Origin of the sequence: Campylobacter sp. IFREMER_LSEM_CL292, assembly GCF_025771615.1 — a bacterium.
In the GTDB taxonomy this organism is placed as follows: Bacteria; Campylobacterota; Campylobacteria; order Campylobacterales; family Campylobacteraceae; genus Campylobacter_D; species Campylobacter_D lari_D.
Genome location: NZ_JAKMQP010000002.1, coordinates 24,542 through 40,534, shown reverse-complemented (window position 1 = coordinate 40,534; position 15,993 = coordinate 24,542). Strand labels below are relative to the sequence as shown.

Below are 15,993 nucleotides of genomic sequence, written 5' to 3'. Positions count from 1 at the left end.
TCAATCCTTTAAAAGTGTGTATTTTTTAATCCAAGTAATGATTTCATCTAAACCTTCTTTAGTTTGAAGATTACTCATGATAAAAGGTCTATCTCCACGCATTTTTAAAGTATCTTCTTGCATGATTTTTAAAGAAGCATTCACATAAGGAGCTAAGTCTATTTTATTGATAATCATTAAATCAGATCTACAAATAGCAGGACCACCTTTGCGTGGAATTTTTTCTCCTTGAGCAACATCTATAACAAAGATAAAAAAATCCACAAGTTCAGGTGAAAAAGTCATTGATAAATTATCTCCACCACTTTCTATAAAAATAAGATCTAAATCACTAAAACGCTCTTGTAAAAGTTCAACAGCTTCAAGATTACAAGAAGCATCTTCTCTAATGGCTGTATGAGGACAACCTCCAGTTTGCACTCCAATGATTCTTTCTTTTTCAAGAACGCCTTGTTTGATTAAAAAATTTGCATCTTCATTTGTATAAATATCATTCGTAATTACAGCCAAAGAAAGCTCATCTTTTAAAGCTTGACATAAATTTAATACTAAAGCTGTTTTACCACTACCTACAGGACCACCTATGCCTATTTTAACCATTATAACCCTTTTAAGAAATATAAATTTTAAATGCTAAATTTTGGTGTTTTATACCCAAATAATCATTTAAGATATTGTGATTTTCACACCAATCTTTTAAAGTTAAATTTTGTAATTTAGAAAGAACCTTTTGAAAATCTTGCTGTAATTGAAAAAGTAAAATCTGCCCTTCATTTTGTGATAAAGGCACAATTTTCACAAGAATATTAACAAAATTACTCATTAAAGCAAATAAAAAACTTTCATACATAAAATCAAGTTCATTATCTTTACAAAATAAAGCATACACAAAAGGATAAATAGGAGTTTGATTTCCTTTAATGTATTGATTTAATAAAGGATTTGATAATCCATAAAGACTGACATTTTTTACAAAGCGTTTAGCTAGAAAAACATAAGCTTGACTTTGTTCTTTTGCAACTATACTTGATAAAAATTTTCTTTGAAAGACTAGTAAATTTTTTACATCATTTGCATTTTCATAAGCTATTTTCAAAGCTAAAAGTTCAAAATACAAAATATTAGAATAAAGCTGAGTTTTTAAAACTTTTTTAGCATCTTCTATATTTTTTATATAAGCAAAATTCACATAAGATTCTAAACCAAAAGAATGTGAAAAAGCTCCTATAGGAAAAGAAGAATCACTAATTTGTAAAAGTAAAAAATTTAATTTATTCATCTTTATTCTTTAATAAGTTTAAAATTTGGATCAACTTGGATAAAACTTGGCATATCAAGCATATATTTTGGCTCTAAAATTTCCTCACATTTTTCGTATTTTATATTAAATTTTTCTAAAAATCTTATAATAGAGTTTTGCTCTAAAGTAAGAAGTTTATGATCTTTATAAAATAAATTTAAGTGCATATTGCCCACTTGATAACTTATTAAAGCAAGGTTGTATTCATTTTCTATGTGAATTTTTAAAACCTTTTCAGGTTTAATCTTCACTAAAATCAAAAAATCCTCATCATATAAACAATCATTATGATTTAAACCTTTATTACCAGGCATTTTTATAGCGACATCTAGTCCTTTTAAAGTTGTTGTTCTTAATATCTTTTTAAAAGTATCAAACCAACTAAGCTCTAAAAAATCGCATTCTTTGTTTAAATCATAATGCGTTATTTTATTTTGAAGTAAAATCATTAAATCATAAAATATTTTCTAGCTAAAGCTAAAGAATCAACACTCTTAGAGCTAATAAGCTCACCATTTATCTTTACTTCATAAGTTTGTGGATTTACTTCTATATCTTGAACTTTATCATTAAATTTCAAATCTTTTTTAGTGATATTTCTACAATTTTTTACTGCAACACATTTTCTTTTTAAACTTAATTTTTCAGGCATATTAGCATCTAAAGAAGCTTTAGAAACAAAATGTAAAGCATTTTCATTTAAATTTGCACCAAACATTTTTTCATAGATAATAGGCTCAGGTGTTGGGATAGAAGCATTAGCATCGCCTATTTTTGCACCTACTATCAAGCCACCTTTTAAAATAAGCTTTGGTTTTACTCCAAAAAATTTAGGTTGCCAAAGCACTAAATCAGCAAATTTTCCTACTTCAATAGAACCAACATAACTATCAATCCCATGTGCAATAGCAGGATTTATAGTATATTTTGCTATGTAGCGTTTAATACGGAAATTATCATCTAAATCATTATCTTCCTTCAAGGCACCAAATTCTTTTTTACATTTATCAGCACTTTGCCATGTTCTTAAAATCACCTCACCTACGCGTCCCATAGCTTGAGAATCACTACTCATAATGCTAAAAACACCCATATCATGAAGTTTATCTTCTGCTGCTATAGTTTCAGGACGAATTCTACTATCTGCAAATTCAACATCTTCTTTGATTTTATTATCTAAATGATGACAAACCATAAGCATATCTAAATGCTCATCAATGGTATTTTTAGTAAAAGGCATAGTAGGATTAGTACTTGCAGGTAAAACATTTTCAAAACCTGCCATTTTAATAATATCAGGAGCATGGCCACCACCTGCACCTTCAGTGTGAAAAGTATGGATAACTCTACCATTAATAGCTTTAATCGTATCTTCTACAAAACCTGCTTCATTTAAAGTATCTGTATGGATAGCTATTTGTATATCCATTTCATCAGCTATATTTAAACTAGTATCAATCACACTAGAAGTAGCACCCCAATCTTCATGAATTTTTAAGCCGCATGCACCAGCTATGATTTGCTCTTTTAAAGCATTTTTATTACTTGAATTTCCTTTACCTAAAAAGCCAAAATTCATAGGGTAATTTTGCGTAGCTTTTAACATAGAATGTATATGATAAGCCCCACTTGTGCAAGTTGTAGCATTTGTTCCCTCACTTGGTCCTATGCCACCTCCTATCATAGTAGTAACACCACTATATAAGGCACATTCAATTTGAGTTGGGGAGATAAAATGTATATGAGTATCAATACCACCTGCAGTTACTATTAAACCTTCTGCACCGATAATATCTGTATTTGTGCCTATAATTAAGCTAGAATCAACTCCATCTTGTATATCAGGATTACCTGCTTTTCCTATACCTACTATATAGCCATTTTTTATCCCAATATCTGCTTTATAAATACCAGTATAATCAACAATCAAAGCATTAGTTAAAACTAAATCCGGAAAGTCTCCCTCACTTACACTTTGAGCCATACCATCTCTAATATTTTTACCACCACCAAATTTAACTTCTTCGCCATATAAAGTATAATCTTTTTCTACTCTTAAAATTAAATCTGTATCTGCTAATCTTACTTTATCATTAGTTGTTGGACCATACATATTTACATAGTCTTTTTTGCTAATCTTAATCAAAGAAATCCTTTCTCTTTTGCTTTTGATAAAGCTTTAGTTTTATTTTCATCATTGATAAAATCATCACAAAGATTATTAAAACCTAAAACCTTTTTTAAACCACCAAATTCTATTAAACTTACTGTTTTTTCTTCACCTGGTTCAAATCTCACACTTGTTCCTGAAGCGATATTTAACCTTTTACCATAAGCCTTTTCTCTATCAAAAGACAAAAAGCAATTAACTTCAAAGAAATGAAAATGCGAACCAACTTGTATAGGACGATCACCTTTATTGCTTACTTTAATTTCTATAGAAGTTTTATTTTCATTAAGCACAATAAATTCTGATGATAAAAATATCTCTCCAGCTTTTATTTTATCATCATTTGCTATAGGCTCATGTATAGTAACTAATTTTGTGCCATCTTCAAAAGGAAGTTCTATTTGAATTTCTTCAAGCATACTTGCAACACCATCAATCACATCTTCACTTGTAAGTAAAGTTTTCCCTATGCTCATCAATTCACTCACACTTAAATTTTTTCTTGCAAATTCCATTAATTCATAACATATATAAGCTAAAGCTTCATTATAATTTAATTTTATTTTTTGCTCTTTTCTATCTTTAGCGATTTTCCCTGCATAATGAAGCATTAATCGTTGCAATTGCTGCTGAGTAAAATGCATTTTAATCCTTATAAATTTTTTAGATATTATATAACTATTTGCTTGCTTTTAAGCAAAAAATTCTATTACATTTTTTAATTCTATTTTATAGTCTTTTTGAATTTCTATAAAAGGAAGATTTAAATTTTCACATTGAGCTTTAAATTTTTGATGATTTAAAATAAGAGTGTTTATTTCTTCTTTTTCACTAAATAAACGCTTTTCTATAACATTTTCATTTTGATAGATTAATTCATAATTTTGCAAAATATATTTTTTGAAAAAAGAATAAAAAGTATTTTAATATCAGAATGATTTTGAAATTTTTGTAACTTTTTTGGAGTAAGATAAAATCCTTCAATGATTAAATTTTGTTTATTTTCTATACAAATTTAAATCATACCATCTACAATAGGAAACAAAAAATCAGTCATTTTTTCATCCTCATCTACTCTAAAAGGACAATTTTTCAAGAAGTCTTTGAGCAAGCAAGGTCTTTCCACTATGACCTTGCCCTCCAATTAAAAAAATCATTTAAAAATTAAACATCCAAATGTTTAACATCTTTAGCATGAGCTTGTATATACTCACGGCGTGGTTCTACATCATCACCCATGAAAAGGTTAAAAGTATCATTTGCTCTTTGAGCATCTTCTATGGTGATCTTTAACAAACGACGATTACTTGGATCCATAGTTGTTTCCCAAAGTTGTTCAGGATTCATCTCACCAAGACCTTTATAGCGTTGTATATAAGCACCTTTTTTAGCATTTTTTTCAACTTCATCTAAAATTTCTAAAATATCTTTATCAAATTTTAAATCTCTATCTTTAATTTTTTGATAAATATAATTTGCCTCTTCATATAAAGGATTAGCAAATAAATCATCATTGATGATAAGCTCTTCTAAACCATTTTCAGTTTGTACATAAACACGAATTTCATTTTCATTGATATATGAATTTAAGATATTGTGATTTTGTTTTTCTAAAAATTCTTTTATGACTTTAAATAATTCTTCATTAGAAGCTTTTATCAAATCAGGATTTTCTATCAAATACCTAATCACTGAAATTACATTAAATCTTTTTTCTAATTCTTTTAAAACACTTCTATAAGCTGCAACGATTTTTAGAAAATCTTTTAAATCGTTTAATCCTATACCCTCATAAGTAGAACTTTCTATACCTGTTTCGATCAAATAATCATTTAAAGCTTTTTCATCTTTTAGATAAATTTCTTTTTTTTGACCTTTTTTATAGCGATATAAAGGTGGTTGAGCTAAATAAATATGTCCATTTGTTACAAGATCATTCATAAAGCGGAAGAAAAATGTTAAAAGTAAAGTTTGTATGTGAGAACCATCTACATCAGCATCTGTCATAATGATGATTTTATGATATCTTAGTTTTTCTATATCAAACTCATCACCGATCCCACAACCAAAAGCTGTGATCATATTTTGAATTTGTTCACTTTTTAAAATTTTATCTAGTCTTGCTTTTTCAACATTGAGTATTTTACCTCTTAAAGGTAAAATCGCTTGGAAAGTTCTTTCTCTACCTTGTTTTGCGGAACCTCCCGCACTATCACCCTCAACCAAATAAATTTCACTTTCACTTGGATCTTTACTTTGACAATCAGCTAATTTTCCTGGCAAAGTCCCTACACTTGAACTTTCTTTTTTACGGGTTAATTCTCTAGCTTTTTTAGCTGCTTCTCTACCACGAGCAGCCATTAAAGCTTTATTCATAATAGCTTTTGCTTCGATAGGATTTTCTTCAAAGTATTTTGTCAAATACTCAAAAGAAGCCTTAGAAACTATAGGTCTAACATAACTTGAACCTAATTTTCCTTTAGTTTGTCCTTCAAATTGTGGCTCAGGTACTTTAACACTTACAACTGCTATTAAACCTTCTCTTACATCATCACCTGTGATTTTAGAGTCTTTCTCTCTAGCACTAGCATTTGCTTCAATGTAATTGCTAATAACACGAGTTAAGCCCATTCTAAAACCTGCTTCGTGCGTTCCACCATCTGGAGTTTTTATATTATTAACAAAAGAAAGTAAATTTTCACTATAACTATCATTATAAAGCAATGCTACTTCAACATTTACATCTTCTTCATCTACATTGAAAAATATTGCCTTAGTTAAAGCTTGTTTTTTATTTAAATCTGTAACAAACTGACTTATACCACCTTCAAAATGAAAACTTTCTGCTTTTCCTACGCGGTTATCTTTAAAATTTATAGTAATTTTTGGATTTAAATATGCAAGTTCACGAAATCTTTTAGCTAAAATTTCATAATCAAAATCAGTCACTTCAAAAATTTGATCATCTGGCCAAAATTCTATGATTGTTCCTGTTTTTTTACTTTTACCTATGGTTTCAAAATTACTTGTAACTTTACCTTCTGAAAATTCTTGGCGATAAATTTCTCCATCTCTATGTACTGTAGCAACTAATTTTTTTGATAAAGCATTTACAACGCTCACACCAACCCCGTGTAAACCACCTGAAACTTTATAAGTATCTTTATCAAATTTTCCACCTGCATGAAGCACGGTTAAAACTACAGTTAAAGTAGGTATATTTTCAGTAGGGTGAATTCCTACAGGAATTCCTCTACCGTTATCATTTACTATACAAGAACCTTCTGTGGTAATTTCTACATTAATCGTATCACAAAAACCTGCCATAGCTTCATCGATAGAATTATCCACTACTTCATAAATCATATGATGAAGACCGCCTATGTTGGTATCACCTATATACATACCAGGGCGTTTTCTAACAGCTTCTAAGCCTTTTAAAACTTTAATATTTCCTGCGCCATAATTTTGATTTTCTTGCATTTATTTTCCTTATAAAATAACTGGCATAATTACAGTTTGTAATTCTTCACTTGAAACTAAGAATGCCATATGAGGTTCATTTATGCTAAGTTTGAATGTTTCACTTTCAATAGAATTTAAAAAGTCAGTGATGAATTTATTTTTAATGCAAAGATTAAATTCCTCATCTATATTAAGTTCCATTTCAAGTTCAGTTTTTGCTTCCATATTATCTAAACTAATACCTTCAAATACAAGTTTATCTTTATGGAAATTTAATTTCATTTTTTCAGTGATTACATTGATTTTTTTCAATGCATCCATAAATTCTTCTGTTTTAAAAATAAATTCTTTTGTGATATTTTTTGGAATTACTCTTTCATAATCAGGGAATTTATCATTGATAAGTTTTGTAAAAAACTCAAAATTATCATTTTTTGCAATCAATATATTTTCATCATAATAAATTTCAATTTTTTCAAAAAAGATTTTTTGCATTTCTAAAATAGCTTTTTTAGGAATACAAAGGTTAAATTCTTTTTCATTTGTTTTATTTAGTGTGAAAACTGCTAAGCGTTTAGTATCTGTCCCTACGAAACTAATGTGAGTAGTTTTTATATCAAGTAAAGCACCATTTAAAGAATATTTTGGATTATTTGTATCAACTGCAGGTAGGATTTTTTTCAAAGATCTACTTAAATCACTTGAATCAATATCAAATTTATCTTTTCCTTCAGTACTTGGGAAATTTGGGAAATCTTCATAATTAAACATAGGAAGTTTATATTTAGTTCCTTTTTGTCTAATAAAAAGGAAATTTTCTATGGTTTCTAAAACTACATCTTCATTATTTAAACTTTTTATAATATCTAAAATACTTTTAGCATTAGCAGTTGCAAAACCTGCACTTTCAACTTTGATTTTTTTGATTTTATAATTAATACCTATTTCATAATCACTTGCTCTTATGATTAGTTTATCTTCAACTACTTCAAAAAGTAAGTGAGAAGCGATATTGCTTGAGTCTTTTTTATCTACATAAGAATTAGTTAAAACTATGGCAGATTCTAAAGTGTTTTTATTAATGCTAATTTTCATTTTTACTTCCTTTGTTTTTTAAATTTATTTTATCATAATAATAAGCAATGTGAAAATGTGAAATGCTTTTTAAAAGTCTTTTTTTATAGAAATTTTACTCATAGAATAAAATTTTTTGTTTTTCACTTTTATTCACAGGGTGCTTTTTATTTTTGTCAAAATTTTATTTCTTAATTCTTCTACTATGGCTTTTAAGTTTTCATTTTCACTCATTAGTTCTTGAATTTTTTTAATATTATGTGAAATGGCCGTATGATCTTTCATATTAAAAAATCTAGCAAGTTGAGGCATAGACATAGTCGTAAGTTCTCTTGCTAAATATATCACAACCCTTCTTGCCATAACGATATTTTGTGTTTTTTTGTTTGATTTTATATCATTAGGTTTAAGATTATAGCTTTTTGAAACATCAGCAAGTATATCTTCAACACTGATATTTTCTTTTGTTTCTTTAATGTGATCTTTCATAAAGCTTTTAACAATTTCTAAAGTGATTTCTTGGTTAAAAAGCCTTGCTTGCGCATTTAGATTTGTAATCATGCCTTCAATTTCTCGGATATTATCTCCCATTGAAGTAGCGATGTAACTTATAACTTCAGGTTTGAGATAAATAGCATTAAATTCGCATTTTTTCTTAATAATTGCGATTTTTGTATCAAGTTGAGGTGGAGTGATATCTGCAATGATCCCATTTGCAAAACGGCTTTTTAAGCGTTCTGTTATGCCCTTTAGCATATTTGGAGGATTGTCACTTGTCATGATGATTTGTCCAAATTTTTCCTTGATTTCATTAAAAGTAAAGAAAAATTCTTCTTGAATTTTGTCTGTTTTACCTAAAAACTGCACATCATCGATGAGTAAAACATCGCAATTTTTGTATTTTTCATGGAATTTACTCATGGTTTTGTTATTTAAATGCATGGTAAAATCATTGATAAAATTATCACTTGTAGCATAAATAACCTTATATCCATTATCCAAGCATACATTTCCGACAGCTTGAAGCAAGTGAGTTTTTCCAAGTCCTGTAGGGCCATAGATAAAGATAGGATTGTATAATTTTCCAAGTTTGCTTTTATCGGTAATGGCTTTGCAGGTTGCATAGGCAAATTGATTAGAATCTCCTACAACAAAACTTTCAAAAGTAAAAGAAGGATTTAAAATAGTACTTTGAAATTTAATCTGTGAAATATCTGTAGAAAAATGTTTTTTCTCTACCTTTTGATCATTTGTGATGATTTTAACTTGAGGATTAATTCCTGTTTTTACTTCATAAAAATAAGCTAGTTTTTGTGCGTATTTTGTTTGTATAAATTTAGCCAAAAAATGATTTGGTGCGATAAATACTAAGATATTATTTTTACTTAATTTTTCACTAAATTGTAAGTGAGAAATGTAAGTATTGTATTCGTTATTGCTAATTTCAGTTTTAAATTCAAGTAAAAAATCTTTTATATTCATTATTTTTCTTATAAATTATGATGTAAAACTTAAAATTCTAGCTTATTTTTTATAAAAAATGGTTAAAATTATTCACATAAAAATTTAAATTTCACATCTATGTGAATAAAAAGGTGAAAAGTTTGAAAGTTTTAGGGATAGATCCTGGTTCTAGATATTGTGGATATGCTATTGTAGAAAAAATAAATAATAAAAATCAACTCATAGAAGCAGGACTTATCAAAATCAAACCCAATGATTTACAGTATCAAATCACAGAATTATGTGAAGGACTTGATCTAATCTTTAAAAATCATCAGTTTGATGAGGTAGCTATAGAAGATATATTTTTTGCTTATAATCCAAAAACGGTTCTAAAACTAGCACAATTTCGTGGAGCTTTGAGTTTAAAAATCTTACAAATTCATGGAGAATTTGCAGAATACACACCTTTACAAGTGAAAAAAACCGTAACAGGTAAAGCAAAAGCTACTAAAGAGCAAGTAGCTTTTATGGTAAAAAGATTACTTGGAATTTCAAAAGACATCAAGCCACTTGATATTACCGATGCTATCGCAGTAGCTTTGACGCATTTAGCAAATTTGAGAGTAAAAAAGTGATTTTACTTTCCATTTCCTATAAAATAAATTTCAACATCATGTAGAAGTTTTTCACATACAGCAGAATCAGTATTTTTTTCTACTACTAGGTTGATATGATTTTTGGTATCTCTAAAACTTCCTGCAGATTTTGAATTTTTTAATTCTAATTTTTGATTATCTTTTAAATATTTAATAGTTATTACAAATTTATGTGCCGCAGTAGCTTCGCCTAGATTTGTTTCTATCAAAACATTCATATTTGATGCTTTTGCTAGGGTTGCTTGAGTTTTGTTAATCACTTCTTTCATTCTTCTATTGAGTTCTAAAATTCTTGAGATGAATTTATTATCTATACTTTCAAATGCTATTTTTAGTTTATTCATAATTTCTTGATTAGTAGGTTTATCAGGTGCTACATAAACCATATAAAGTCCATTTTTAATATCTACTTTAGTGCTTTTAGTATCACGCCCACTACCAAAAACTTTTATATATATAGCATTATCAAGATATACTCTATCTATCATAGGACCATAGATTTCATATTCTCTTTTTCTTACGATTACTTCTCTTGCGGCTACTTGAATTTTTACTGAACAATCATGAATTATAGGTTCCATTTCTTTTTTTATTTCAAGTAGTTCTTTTAGCATATAACATCCTTATTATTTTTTTAGTATTATAGATTATAACAAAAAAATGTTTTTTTCTTTGTTAATTTTAGTTTATATAATTTTTATAACATTCCAAAGTTATTTTAAAAAAAGGAAAAAAATGAAAATAAAAACTATAGTTTCAAGTTTAGTTTTAGCAAGTACTTTATTTGCTGCAAATTCTCATCATGCTCATCATGGAGCTTCTGGAAGTATTTCATCACAAATCATGATGAGTATGCATGAACCTATGATGAAAAATCCTTTAGTACAAAGTAATGATATAGAAAGAGATTTTTTAGCTAATATGATTCCACATCATCAAGGTGCTATTGACTCATCTAAGATTTTGTTAGAACATACAAAAAGTGAAGAGATGAAAAAAATCGCTCAAAATATCATCAAAGCTCAAGAAAAAGAAATCCAAGAATTTCAAGAAATTCTAGATAAAAATCTTTATACAAAAACTCAAATTGATGAAGAAACTTATAAAAAATTTGTCCAAGAAGAAAAAGAGTTAATGCAAAAAATGATGATTTTAATGAGTTCGGTTAAAGAAAGCAAAAACATCAATAAAGATTTTTTAGAAGCGATGATAGCACATCATCAAGGCGCGGTAGATGCTTCAAAACAAATTTTATTTTACTCTAAAGACAAAACTATCACTGATATTGCTAAAAAAATCATCTTAGATCAAGAAAAAGAAATCCAAGAATTTACAAATTTATTAAAATATATGTAAAAATAGGTAGTTTGGTAAAACTACCTAGATATCATTTTGCATTTTCATAGATCATATTAAACATTGTATTTGCTATTTTGTCTTTGAAATCATTATTTTGGGTAAATTGTCTAAAAAGCTCTAAATTTAAATTTAAAAGATCTTGAATTTTGTCTTCTAAAATTTCATCAAATCTAATGCGCGAATTTTGCATACCTGATTTGTTAAAAGTTTCGCGTATTTCTTCATTTTTTGCTATATCATCTTTTATATCATATAAGATTTTAGCTATTTTGTCGCTTTCGTTAAAGTCTATATTTGCGTATTTGTTGTTAAAATCTTTAATGATGTTTGAAAGCTCTTCTAATTCAGCTTCGGCACTTTTACTTGAACCATCTGCAAAAGAAGGCTTTAGCTCTCCATTTCCTTGTAAAATAATATCTTGCGTTTTATCAAGTTGTAAGCGATAACTATCAAAATCCACATTATCTAAAATTCCTTTAGCTAAGTCTTCTGGTTTAGGTAAGATAATTTTACTAGTAAGTTTTTTAAGTAGTATATAAAGCTTTTCAAGTTCTATATCTTCATAGGGTAATATTTGAGCTAAAAAAGAATACTCTTTAAGATAAGTCCTTGCTTTATTATAAAAATCTAATTTTTCATCATCGCTTTTTTGATCAAATCTAGTTAACATTGTGTCTAATTTTGAATGAATGACATTTTCTTTTTCATTTTTTAAAATGGCATTTGTAAAATCATCTATTTCTTCTTGGGTGTAAATTTCATATTCATTTAGATTTGCTTTTAAATCAAAAATTCTATTATCATCTGTAGCTTCACTTAAGTAAGTTTGCTCATAAAATACACTAAAAGATTTTGCTATATCTTCATGGGTGTTTGCAAAGTCTAGTACGAAAGTATTTTCTTTGTTTTTGCAAGTTCGGTTTAGTCTTGATAGAGTTTGTACTGTACTTACTCCACTTAATGCTTTATCTACATACATCGTATGCAATAATGGCTCATCAAAGCCGGTTTGGTATTTTTCCGCAACGATTAAAAAACGATACTCATCTTTTTTAAACTCATCTTTTAAAGCATTTTCTGAAAAACCATTCAAACCACTTTCGCTATAAATTTCACCTTCTAAATTTACTTCACCTGAAAAAGCCACTATAGCTTTAAAATGTGGATAATTTTTTCTTAAATACTCTCTAAAAACAAGATAATACTTCACAGCATTTTCTCTTGAGCTTGTTACAACCATAGCTTTTGCTTTGCCATTTATCTTTTTAAAGCTATTTTGGAAAAAATGCTCACACATGATTTGTGATTTTTGTTCGATTGTTTTTATATTGTTTTGGACATAGGCTTTTAGTTTTGCGTTTGCTCTTTTTTTGTCGTATTTTGGATTGTCATTTGTGCAAGATATGAGTTTATAGTAACTTTTATACGTTGTATAGCCTTTTAATACATCAAGTATAAAACCTTCTTCTATGGCTTGTTTCATCGAGTAAAGATGAAAAGGGATAAACATTTGCTCTCCATTAACATCACAAGGCATACCAAACATTTCTAAGGTTTTTGGCTTAGGCGTAGCGGTAAATGCAAAATAAGAAGCATTGCTTTGGAGTTTTTTGTTTTTTATGATTTCTAAAATTTCATCATCTAAATTTTGACTTTCATCATAGCTTTTGCTTCTTATGACTTCAGCCATTTTTTGAGCATTGTTTCCGCTTTGGCTAGAGTGTGCTTCATCGATGATGATAGCAAAAGTTTTGCTTTTTAAGGTTTTGATCTCATCTAAAATGAAAGGAAATTTTTGTATAGTTGTGATGATGATTTTCTTACCTTCTTCTAAAGCATTTTTAAGCTGTTTGCTTCCATGAGTGATGGCTTCGACTAGGTCTTTTGTCTTCTGTGAAAAAGATTTTACATTTTCTCTTATTTGTCTATCAAGCACTTTTCTATCGGTTACTACGATGATAGAATCAAAGATGTTTTTTTCAAGTCTATGCAAGCTTACGAGATTATGTGCAAGCCAAGATATAGAATTACTCTTGCCACTTCCTGCACTATGCTGGATCAAGTAGCGTTGCCCTGTGCCGTTTTCTTTTGCATGGGCGAGTAGTTTTTCTACTACATCAAATTGATGGTATCGAGGAAATATGATGATTTCTTCGTTTTCTTTTTTTACAACTTGTACAAAATTAAAAAATAAATTTAGCAAAGTATCTTTTTTAAAGATTTTTTCCCATAAATAAGCTGTTTTTATACCATCACTTGGTGGGTTACCTGCTCCATTTGCTAAGCCTATTTTGCCACTACCATTGTTTAAACCAAGATTAAAAGGCAAAAACGTAGTCGCATCTTGATCTAATTTTGTACTCATATAGCAAAGATCATTATCTAGTGCAAAATGCACTATAGTAAGGCTAAATATAGCTTCTTTTGGGTTTCTGGTTTTTTTATACTGATCTATAGCATGGAAGACATTTTGTCCGGTGAAATGGCTTTTAAGTTCTATAGTGATAAGGGGCAAGCCATTTAAAAAGATCACCATATCAAGGGAATTTTTATTTTGCGTGCTATAGTGAAGCTGGCGTATGATAGAAAGGTTGTTTTGCTCGTATTTTTTCACGCTTTCTTCGTTTGCACTAGTGTTTGGTTTTGAAAAGGCTAGGTAAATTTTAATGCCTTTGATCTCCACATAGCTTTGTAAGACTTTGACTATGCCTTTGGTTTTAATCTGTGAGAAAATACGATTAAAAAGTTCTTTTTTATAGTTTTGCCCACAACGCTTTTTAAGCTCTTCTAATGCTACACTTTGCGTAGCTTGTAAGAAATTCTCAAAAAGCTCTACATCTAAACATAAATTTTTATCGTAATTTTCATTTGTTCTTTTGATATAGGCATGGTTTTCTAACAAATATGATTCTATAAAATCTTCTAAATCTTTCTCTTGGTAGTTAGTCATTGTTAACTCCAAAAATAATATTTTCTAATTCTTTATAAATTTGAGTATCTTCTGTAATATACTTACATAATGTTGATTTTAAAAAACTATCAGCATTACTTCCGATATTGTAATTTTTACTTTCTAATTTTAATTGCTCCTTTAAAGCATTAAAAATTTCCCCTCTTACTTTTTTAAGATCATATATATCTTTCTGTTTTATTTGTTTTATTTGTTCAAATACTTTTGAATAATCATTGAAATTCTTTTGACAAAAAAGTTCTAAAATTTCATCATCTAACAAATATGTTTCCAAATTCGTTTTATTTAAAACAATTATATTTCGGTTATTGAGTTCTTTAACTTCTTCATCTGCATGTGTGTCTCTATCAATTAATTTAATAATTTTAGTTTTTGGTAGTATGTATTCTAGTAGTTTTACACTTTGATTATCATCTTTTTTCAAATCTTCACAATTACCACCAGCTATAAAAGTAACTTTTGGATATTTTTTATTAAAAATATTATTATAAATTTCAGCGTCAAAATTTTTTCTTTTTTCACCACATAAATTTCCTTCGCAAAAAATTATAATTTCAGGTGCTATAAAATTTGATAAATTTCCAATAGTAAAAGATAAAAATTTTTCCCAAATTATATTGTCAATATTACAAGGTTCTAATACTATTTCTTCATCAAAATTTTGTTCTGAAAAATCAATAATAGATATATCTTGATTTTTGTATGCAATTAATTCTTTTATTTTTTGCAATATTCCTAAAGAATGGGTTGTAATCCATAATTGATTATTATTTGGAATAATATTATAAATTTCTTCAATTAGTTTTGACTGTAATGAAGTGTGCATATGAGTTTCTGGTTCATCAATGAAAATAATCCCATCTTCAAAATATTCTATTTTTAAAACCAAATCCAATAATAAATCAAAAGCTGCTTTTTCTCCTGATGATAAATTTTTATAATGAAATTTTTCAACTTTACCTTTTTTAAAATAAAAACTACCATTTTCAAAAGGATTTGATATTCCTTCTAGAATCAAATCGCCAAAAATATTTATCATAGATTTTCTTATTTTGCCTATTAATCTTTCTCTTAAGTCTTCTAATTGCATCTTAGAATTTTTTTCATCATACACATCAGATATTGTCGTTCCAACTAATCTTTTAAAATTATCAGAAACAGAAGTATCATTATCTATAATCTTTTTAAGTCTTAAATCCTCATAAGGCTTATTCATTCTTGAAAATTGTTCTATCGTAAAATCTGCTTCATTTCTATGAGCACTGCGAAAATGCATTAATTTTTGGTAGTCAAAACCGCTTGATATATCATTATTAAATATAATATTTATATTATATTGTTCATTTATGTATTTATTATGATATGTTTTATCTATAATACTCCATTTTTTACTTTTTTGCCATGTGTTGCAAGCTTCCAAGATTGATGATTTTCCACTGCCATTAGGTCCAACTAACGCAACTAATTTAGATTGTTCAGTGCCTTTAATAGTCAAATTATCAAATCTTTTAAAATTTTTAATTTGAATTTCTTTAATTCTCATTTTTTCTTC

Annotated in this window: 14 protein-coding genes; 2 read left to right on the top strand and 12 right to left on the bottom strand. The window is 27.9% G+C overall.

Annotated features, from left to right (window positions below; all coding sequences use genetic code 11):
• The 9 genes from ureG to dnaA form a co-directional block, all read right to left on the bottom strand.
• Entirely contained in the window at positions 1 to 600 is a 600-nt protein-coding gene (gene ureG / locus L8T82_RS01970; RefSeq protein WP_214125663.1) for an urease accessory protein UreG, read from the bottom strand.
• 10 nt (positions 601 to 610) lie between these two features.
• Positions 611 to 1,279 carry an urease accessory protein UreF gene (locus L8T82_RS01965; protein ID WP_263661393.1) on the bottom strand — a complete coding sequence of 223 codons (669 nt, stop codon included), beginning with the start codon at positions 1,277 to 1,279 and terminating at the stop codon, positions 611 to 613.
• Between the two features lie 2 nt (positions 1,280 to 1,281).
• Positions 1,282 to 1,749: an urease accessory protein UreE gene (locus L8T82_RS01960; protein ID WP_263725768.1), complete on the bottom strand. Its 468-nt coding sequence runs from the start codon at positions 1,747 to 1,749 to the stop codon at positions 1,282 to 1,284.
• Positions 1,749 to 3,446, bottom strand: a complete 1,698-nt coding sequence (gene ureC / locus L8T82_RS01955; RefSeq protein ID WP_263725767.1) for an urease subunit alpha — start codon at positions 3,444 to 3,446, stop codon at positions 1,749 to 1,751. Before ureC ends, L8T82_RS01960 begins: the two co-directional genes overlap by 1 nt.
• Entirely contained in the window at positions 3,443 to 4,114 is a 672-nt protein-coding gene (gene ureB / locus L8T82_RS01950) for an urease subunit beta (protein WP_263725766.1), read from the bottom strand. Before ureB ends, ureC begins: the two co-directional genes overlap by 4 nt.
• A gap of 48 nt (positions 4,115 to 4,162) precedes the next feature.
• Complete coding sequence (locus tag L8T82_RS01945) at positions 4,163 to 4,360, bottom strand: hypothetical protein (protein WP_133319083.1); 198 nt, start codon at positions 4,358 to 4,360, stop codon at positions 4,163 to 4,165.
• Positions 4,361 to 4,634: 274 nt separating this feature from the next.
• Positions 4,635 to 6,953, bottom strand: coding sequence for a DNA topoisomerase (ATP-hydrolyzing) subunit B (gene gyrB / locus L8T82_RS01940; RefSeq protein WP_263725765.1), 2,319 nt, complete (start codon positions 6,951 to 6,953; stop codon positions 4,635 to 4,637).
• Between the two features lie 9 nt (positions 6,954 to 6,962).
• On the bottom strand, positions 6,963 to 8,030 hold the full coding sequence (gene dnaN, locus L8T82_RS01935; protein ID WP_039617031.1) for a DNA polymerase III subunit beta: 1,068 nt from the start codon (positions 8,028 to 8,030) through the stop codon (positions 6,963 to 6,965).
• Positions 8,031 to 8,162: 132 nt separating this feature from the next.
• A complete protein-coding gene (gene dnaA / locus L8T82_RS01930) occupies positions 8,163 to 9,491 on the bottom strand; it encodes a chromosomal replication initiator protein DnaA (RefSeq protein ID WP_039617029.1) in 1,329 nt (442 codons plus the stop codon).
• Positions 9,492 to 9,613: 122 nt separating this feature from the next.
• On the opposite strand from dnaA, the gene ruvC reads away from it, so the two are divergent.
• Positions 9,614 to 10,090 (top strand): crossover junction endodeoxyribonuclease RuvC, encoded by a 477-nt coding sequence (gene ruvC, locus L8T82_RS01925; RefSeq protein WP_133319080.1) that lies wholly within the window; start codon positions 9,614 to 9,616, stop codon positions 10,088 to 10,090.
• Between the two features lie 2 nt (positions 10,091 to 10,092).
• Here the strand turns inward: ruvC and L8T82_RS01920 are convergent, their stop codons facing one another.
• Positions 10,093 to 10,725: a hypothetical protein gene (locus L8T82_RS01920; protein ID WP_133319079.1), complete on the bottom strand. Its 633-nt coding sequence runs from the start codon at positions 10,723 to 10,725 to the stop codon at positions 10,093 to 10,095.
• A 121-nt stretch (positions 10,726 to 10,846) separates the two neighbouring features.
• Between L8T82_RS01920 and L8T82_RS01915 the strand changes: the two genes are divergently transcribed.
• Entirely contained in the window at positions 10,847 to 11,467 is a 621-nt protein-coding gene (locus L8T82_RS01915; RefSeq protein WP_263725764.1) for a DUF305 domain-containing protein, read from the top strand.
• A 31-nt stretch (positions 11,468 to 11,498) separates the two neighbouring features.
• On the opposite strand, the gene L8T82_RS01910 is transcribed toward L8T82_RS01915, so the two are convergent.
• Both L8T82_RS01910 and L8T82_RS01905 read right to left on the bottom strand, forming a co-directional pair.
• Entirely contained in the window at positions 11,499 to 14,420 is a 2,922-nt protein-coding gene (locus L8T82_RS01910; protein ID WP_263725763.1) for a type I restriction endonuclease subunit R, read from the bottom strand.
• Positions 14,413 to 15,984 (bottom strand): AAA family ATPase, encoded by a 1,572-nt coding sequence (locus L8T82_RS01905; RefSeq protein WP_257938971.1) that lies wholly within the window; start codon positions 15,982 to 15,984, stop codon positions 14,413 to 14,415. The genes L8T82_RS01910 and L8T82_RS01905 overlap by 8 nt, the downstream gene beginning before the upstream one ends.
• Between the last annotated feature and the right edge of the window lie 9 nt (positions 15,985 to 15,993).

What these genes read in the sequence shown, in the direction of transcription:
- L8T82_RS01905 (WP_257938971.1), bottom strand. Translation starts at nt 15,984, where the DNA reads ATGAGAATTAAAGAAATTCAAATTAAAAATTTTAAAAGATTTGATAAT.
- L8T82_RS01915 (WP_263725764.1), top strand. Translation starts at nt 10,847, where the DNA reads ATGAAAATAAAAACTATAGTTTCAAGTTTAGTTTTAGCAAGTACTTTA.
- gyrB (WP_263725765.1), bottom strand. Translation starts at nt 6,953, where the DNA reads ATGCAAGAAAATCAAAATTATGGCGCAGGAAATATTAAAGTTTTAAAA.
- L8T82_RS01920 (WP_133319079.1), bottom strand. Translation starts at nt 10,725, where the DNA reads ATGCTAAAAGAACTACTTGAAATAAAAAAAGAAATGGAACCTATAATT.
- ureB (WP_263725766.1), bottom strand. Translation starts at nt 4,114, where the DNA reads ATGCATTTTACTCAGCAGCAATTGCAACGATTAATGCTTCATTATGCA.
- L8T82_RS01965 (WP_263661393.1), bottom strand. Translation starts at nt 1,279, where the DNA reads ATGAATAAATTAAATTTTTTACTTTTACAAATTAGTGATTCTTCTTTT.
- dnaA (WP_039617029.1), bottom strand. Translation starts at nt 9,491, where the DNA reads ATGAATATAAAAGATTTTTTACTTGAATTTAAAACTGAAATTAGCAAT.
- L8T82_RS01960 (WP_263725768.1), bottom strand. Translation starts at nt 1,749, where the DNA reads ATGATTTTACTTCAAAATAAAATAACGCATTATGATTTAAACAAAGAA.
- dnaN (WP_039617031.1), bottom strand. Translation starts at nt 8,030, where the DNA reads ATGAAAATTAGCATTAATAAAAACACTTTAGAATCTGCCATAGTTTTA.
- ureG (WP_214125663.1), bottom strand. Translation starts at nt 600, where the DNA reads ATGGTTAAAATAGGCATAGGTGGTCCTGTAGGTAGTGGTAAAACAGCT.
- L8T82_RS01910 (WP_263725763.1), bottom strand. Translation starts at nt 14,420, where the DNA reads ATGACTAACTACCAAGAGAAAGATTTAGAAGATTTTATAGAATCATAT.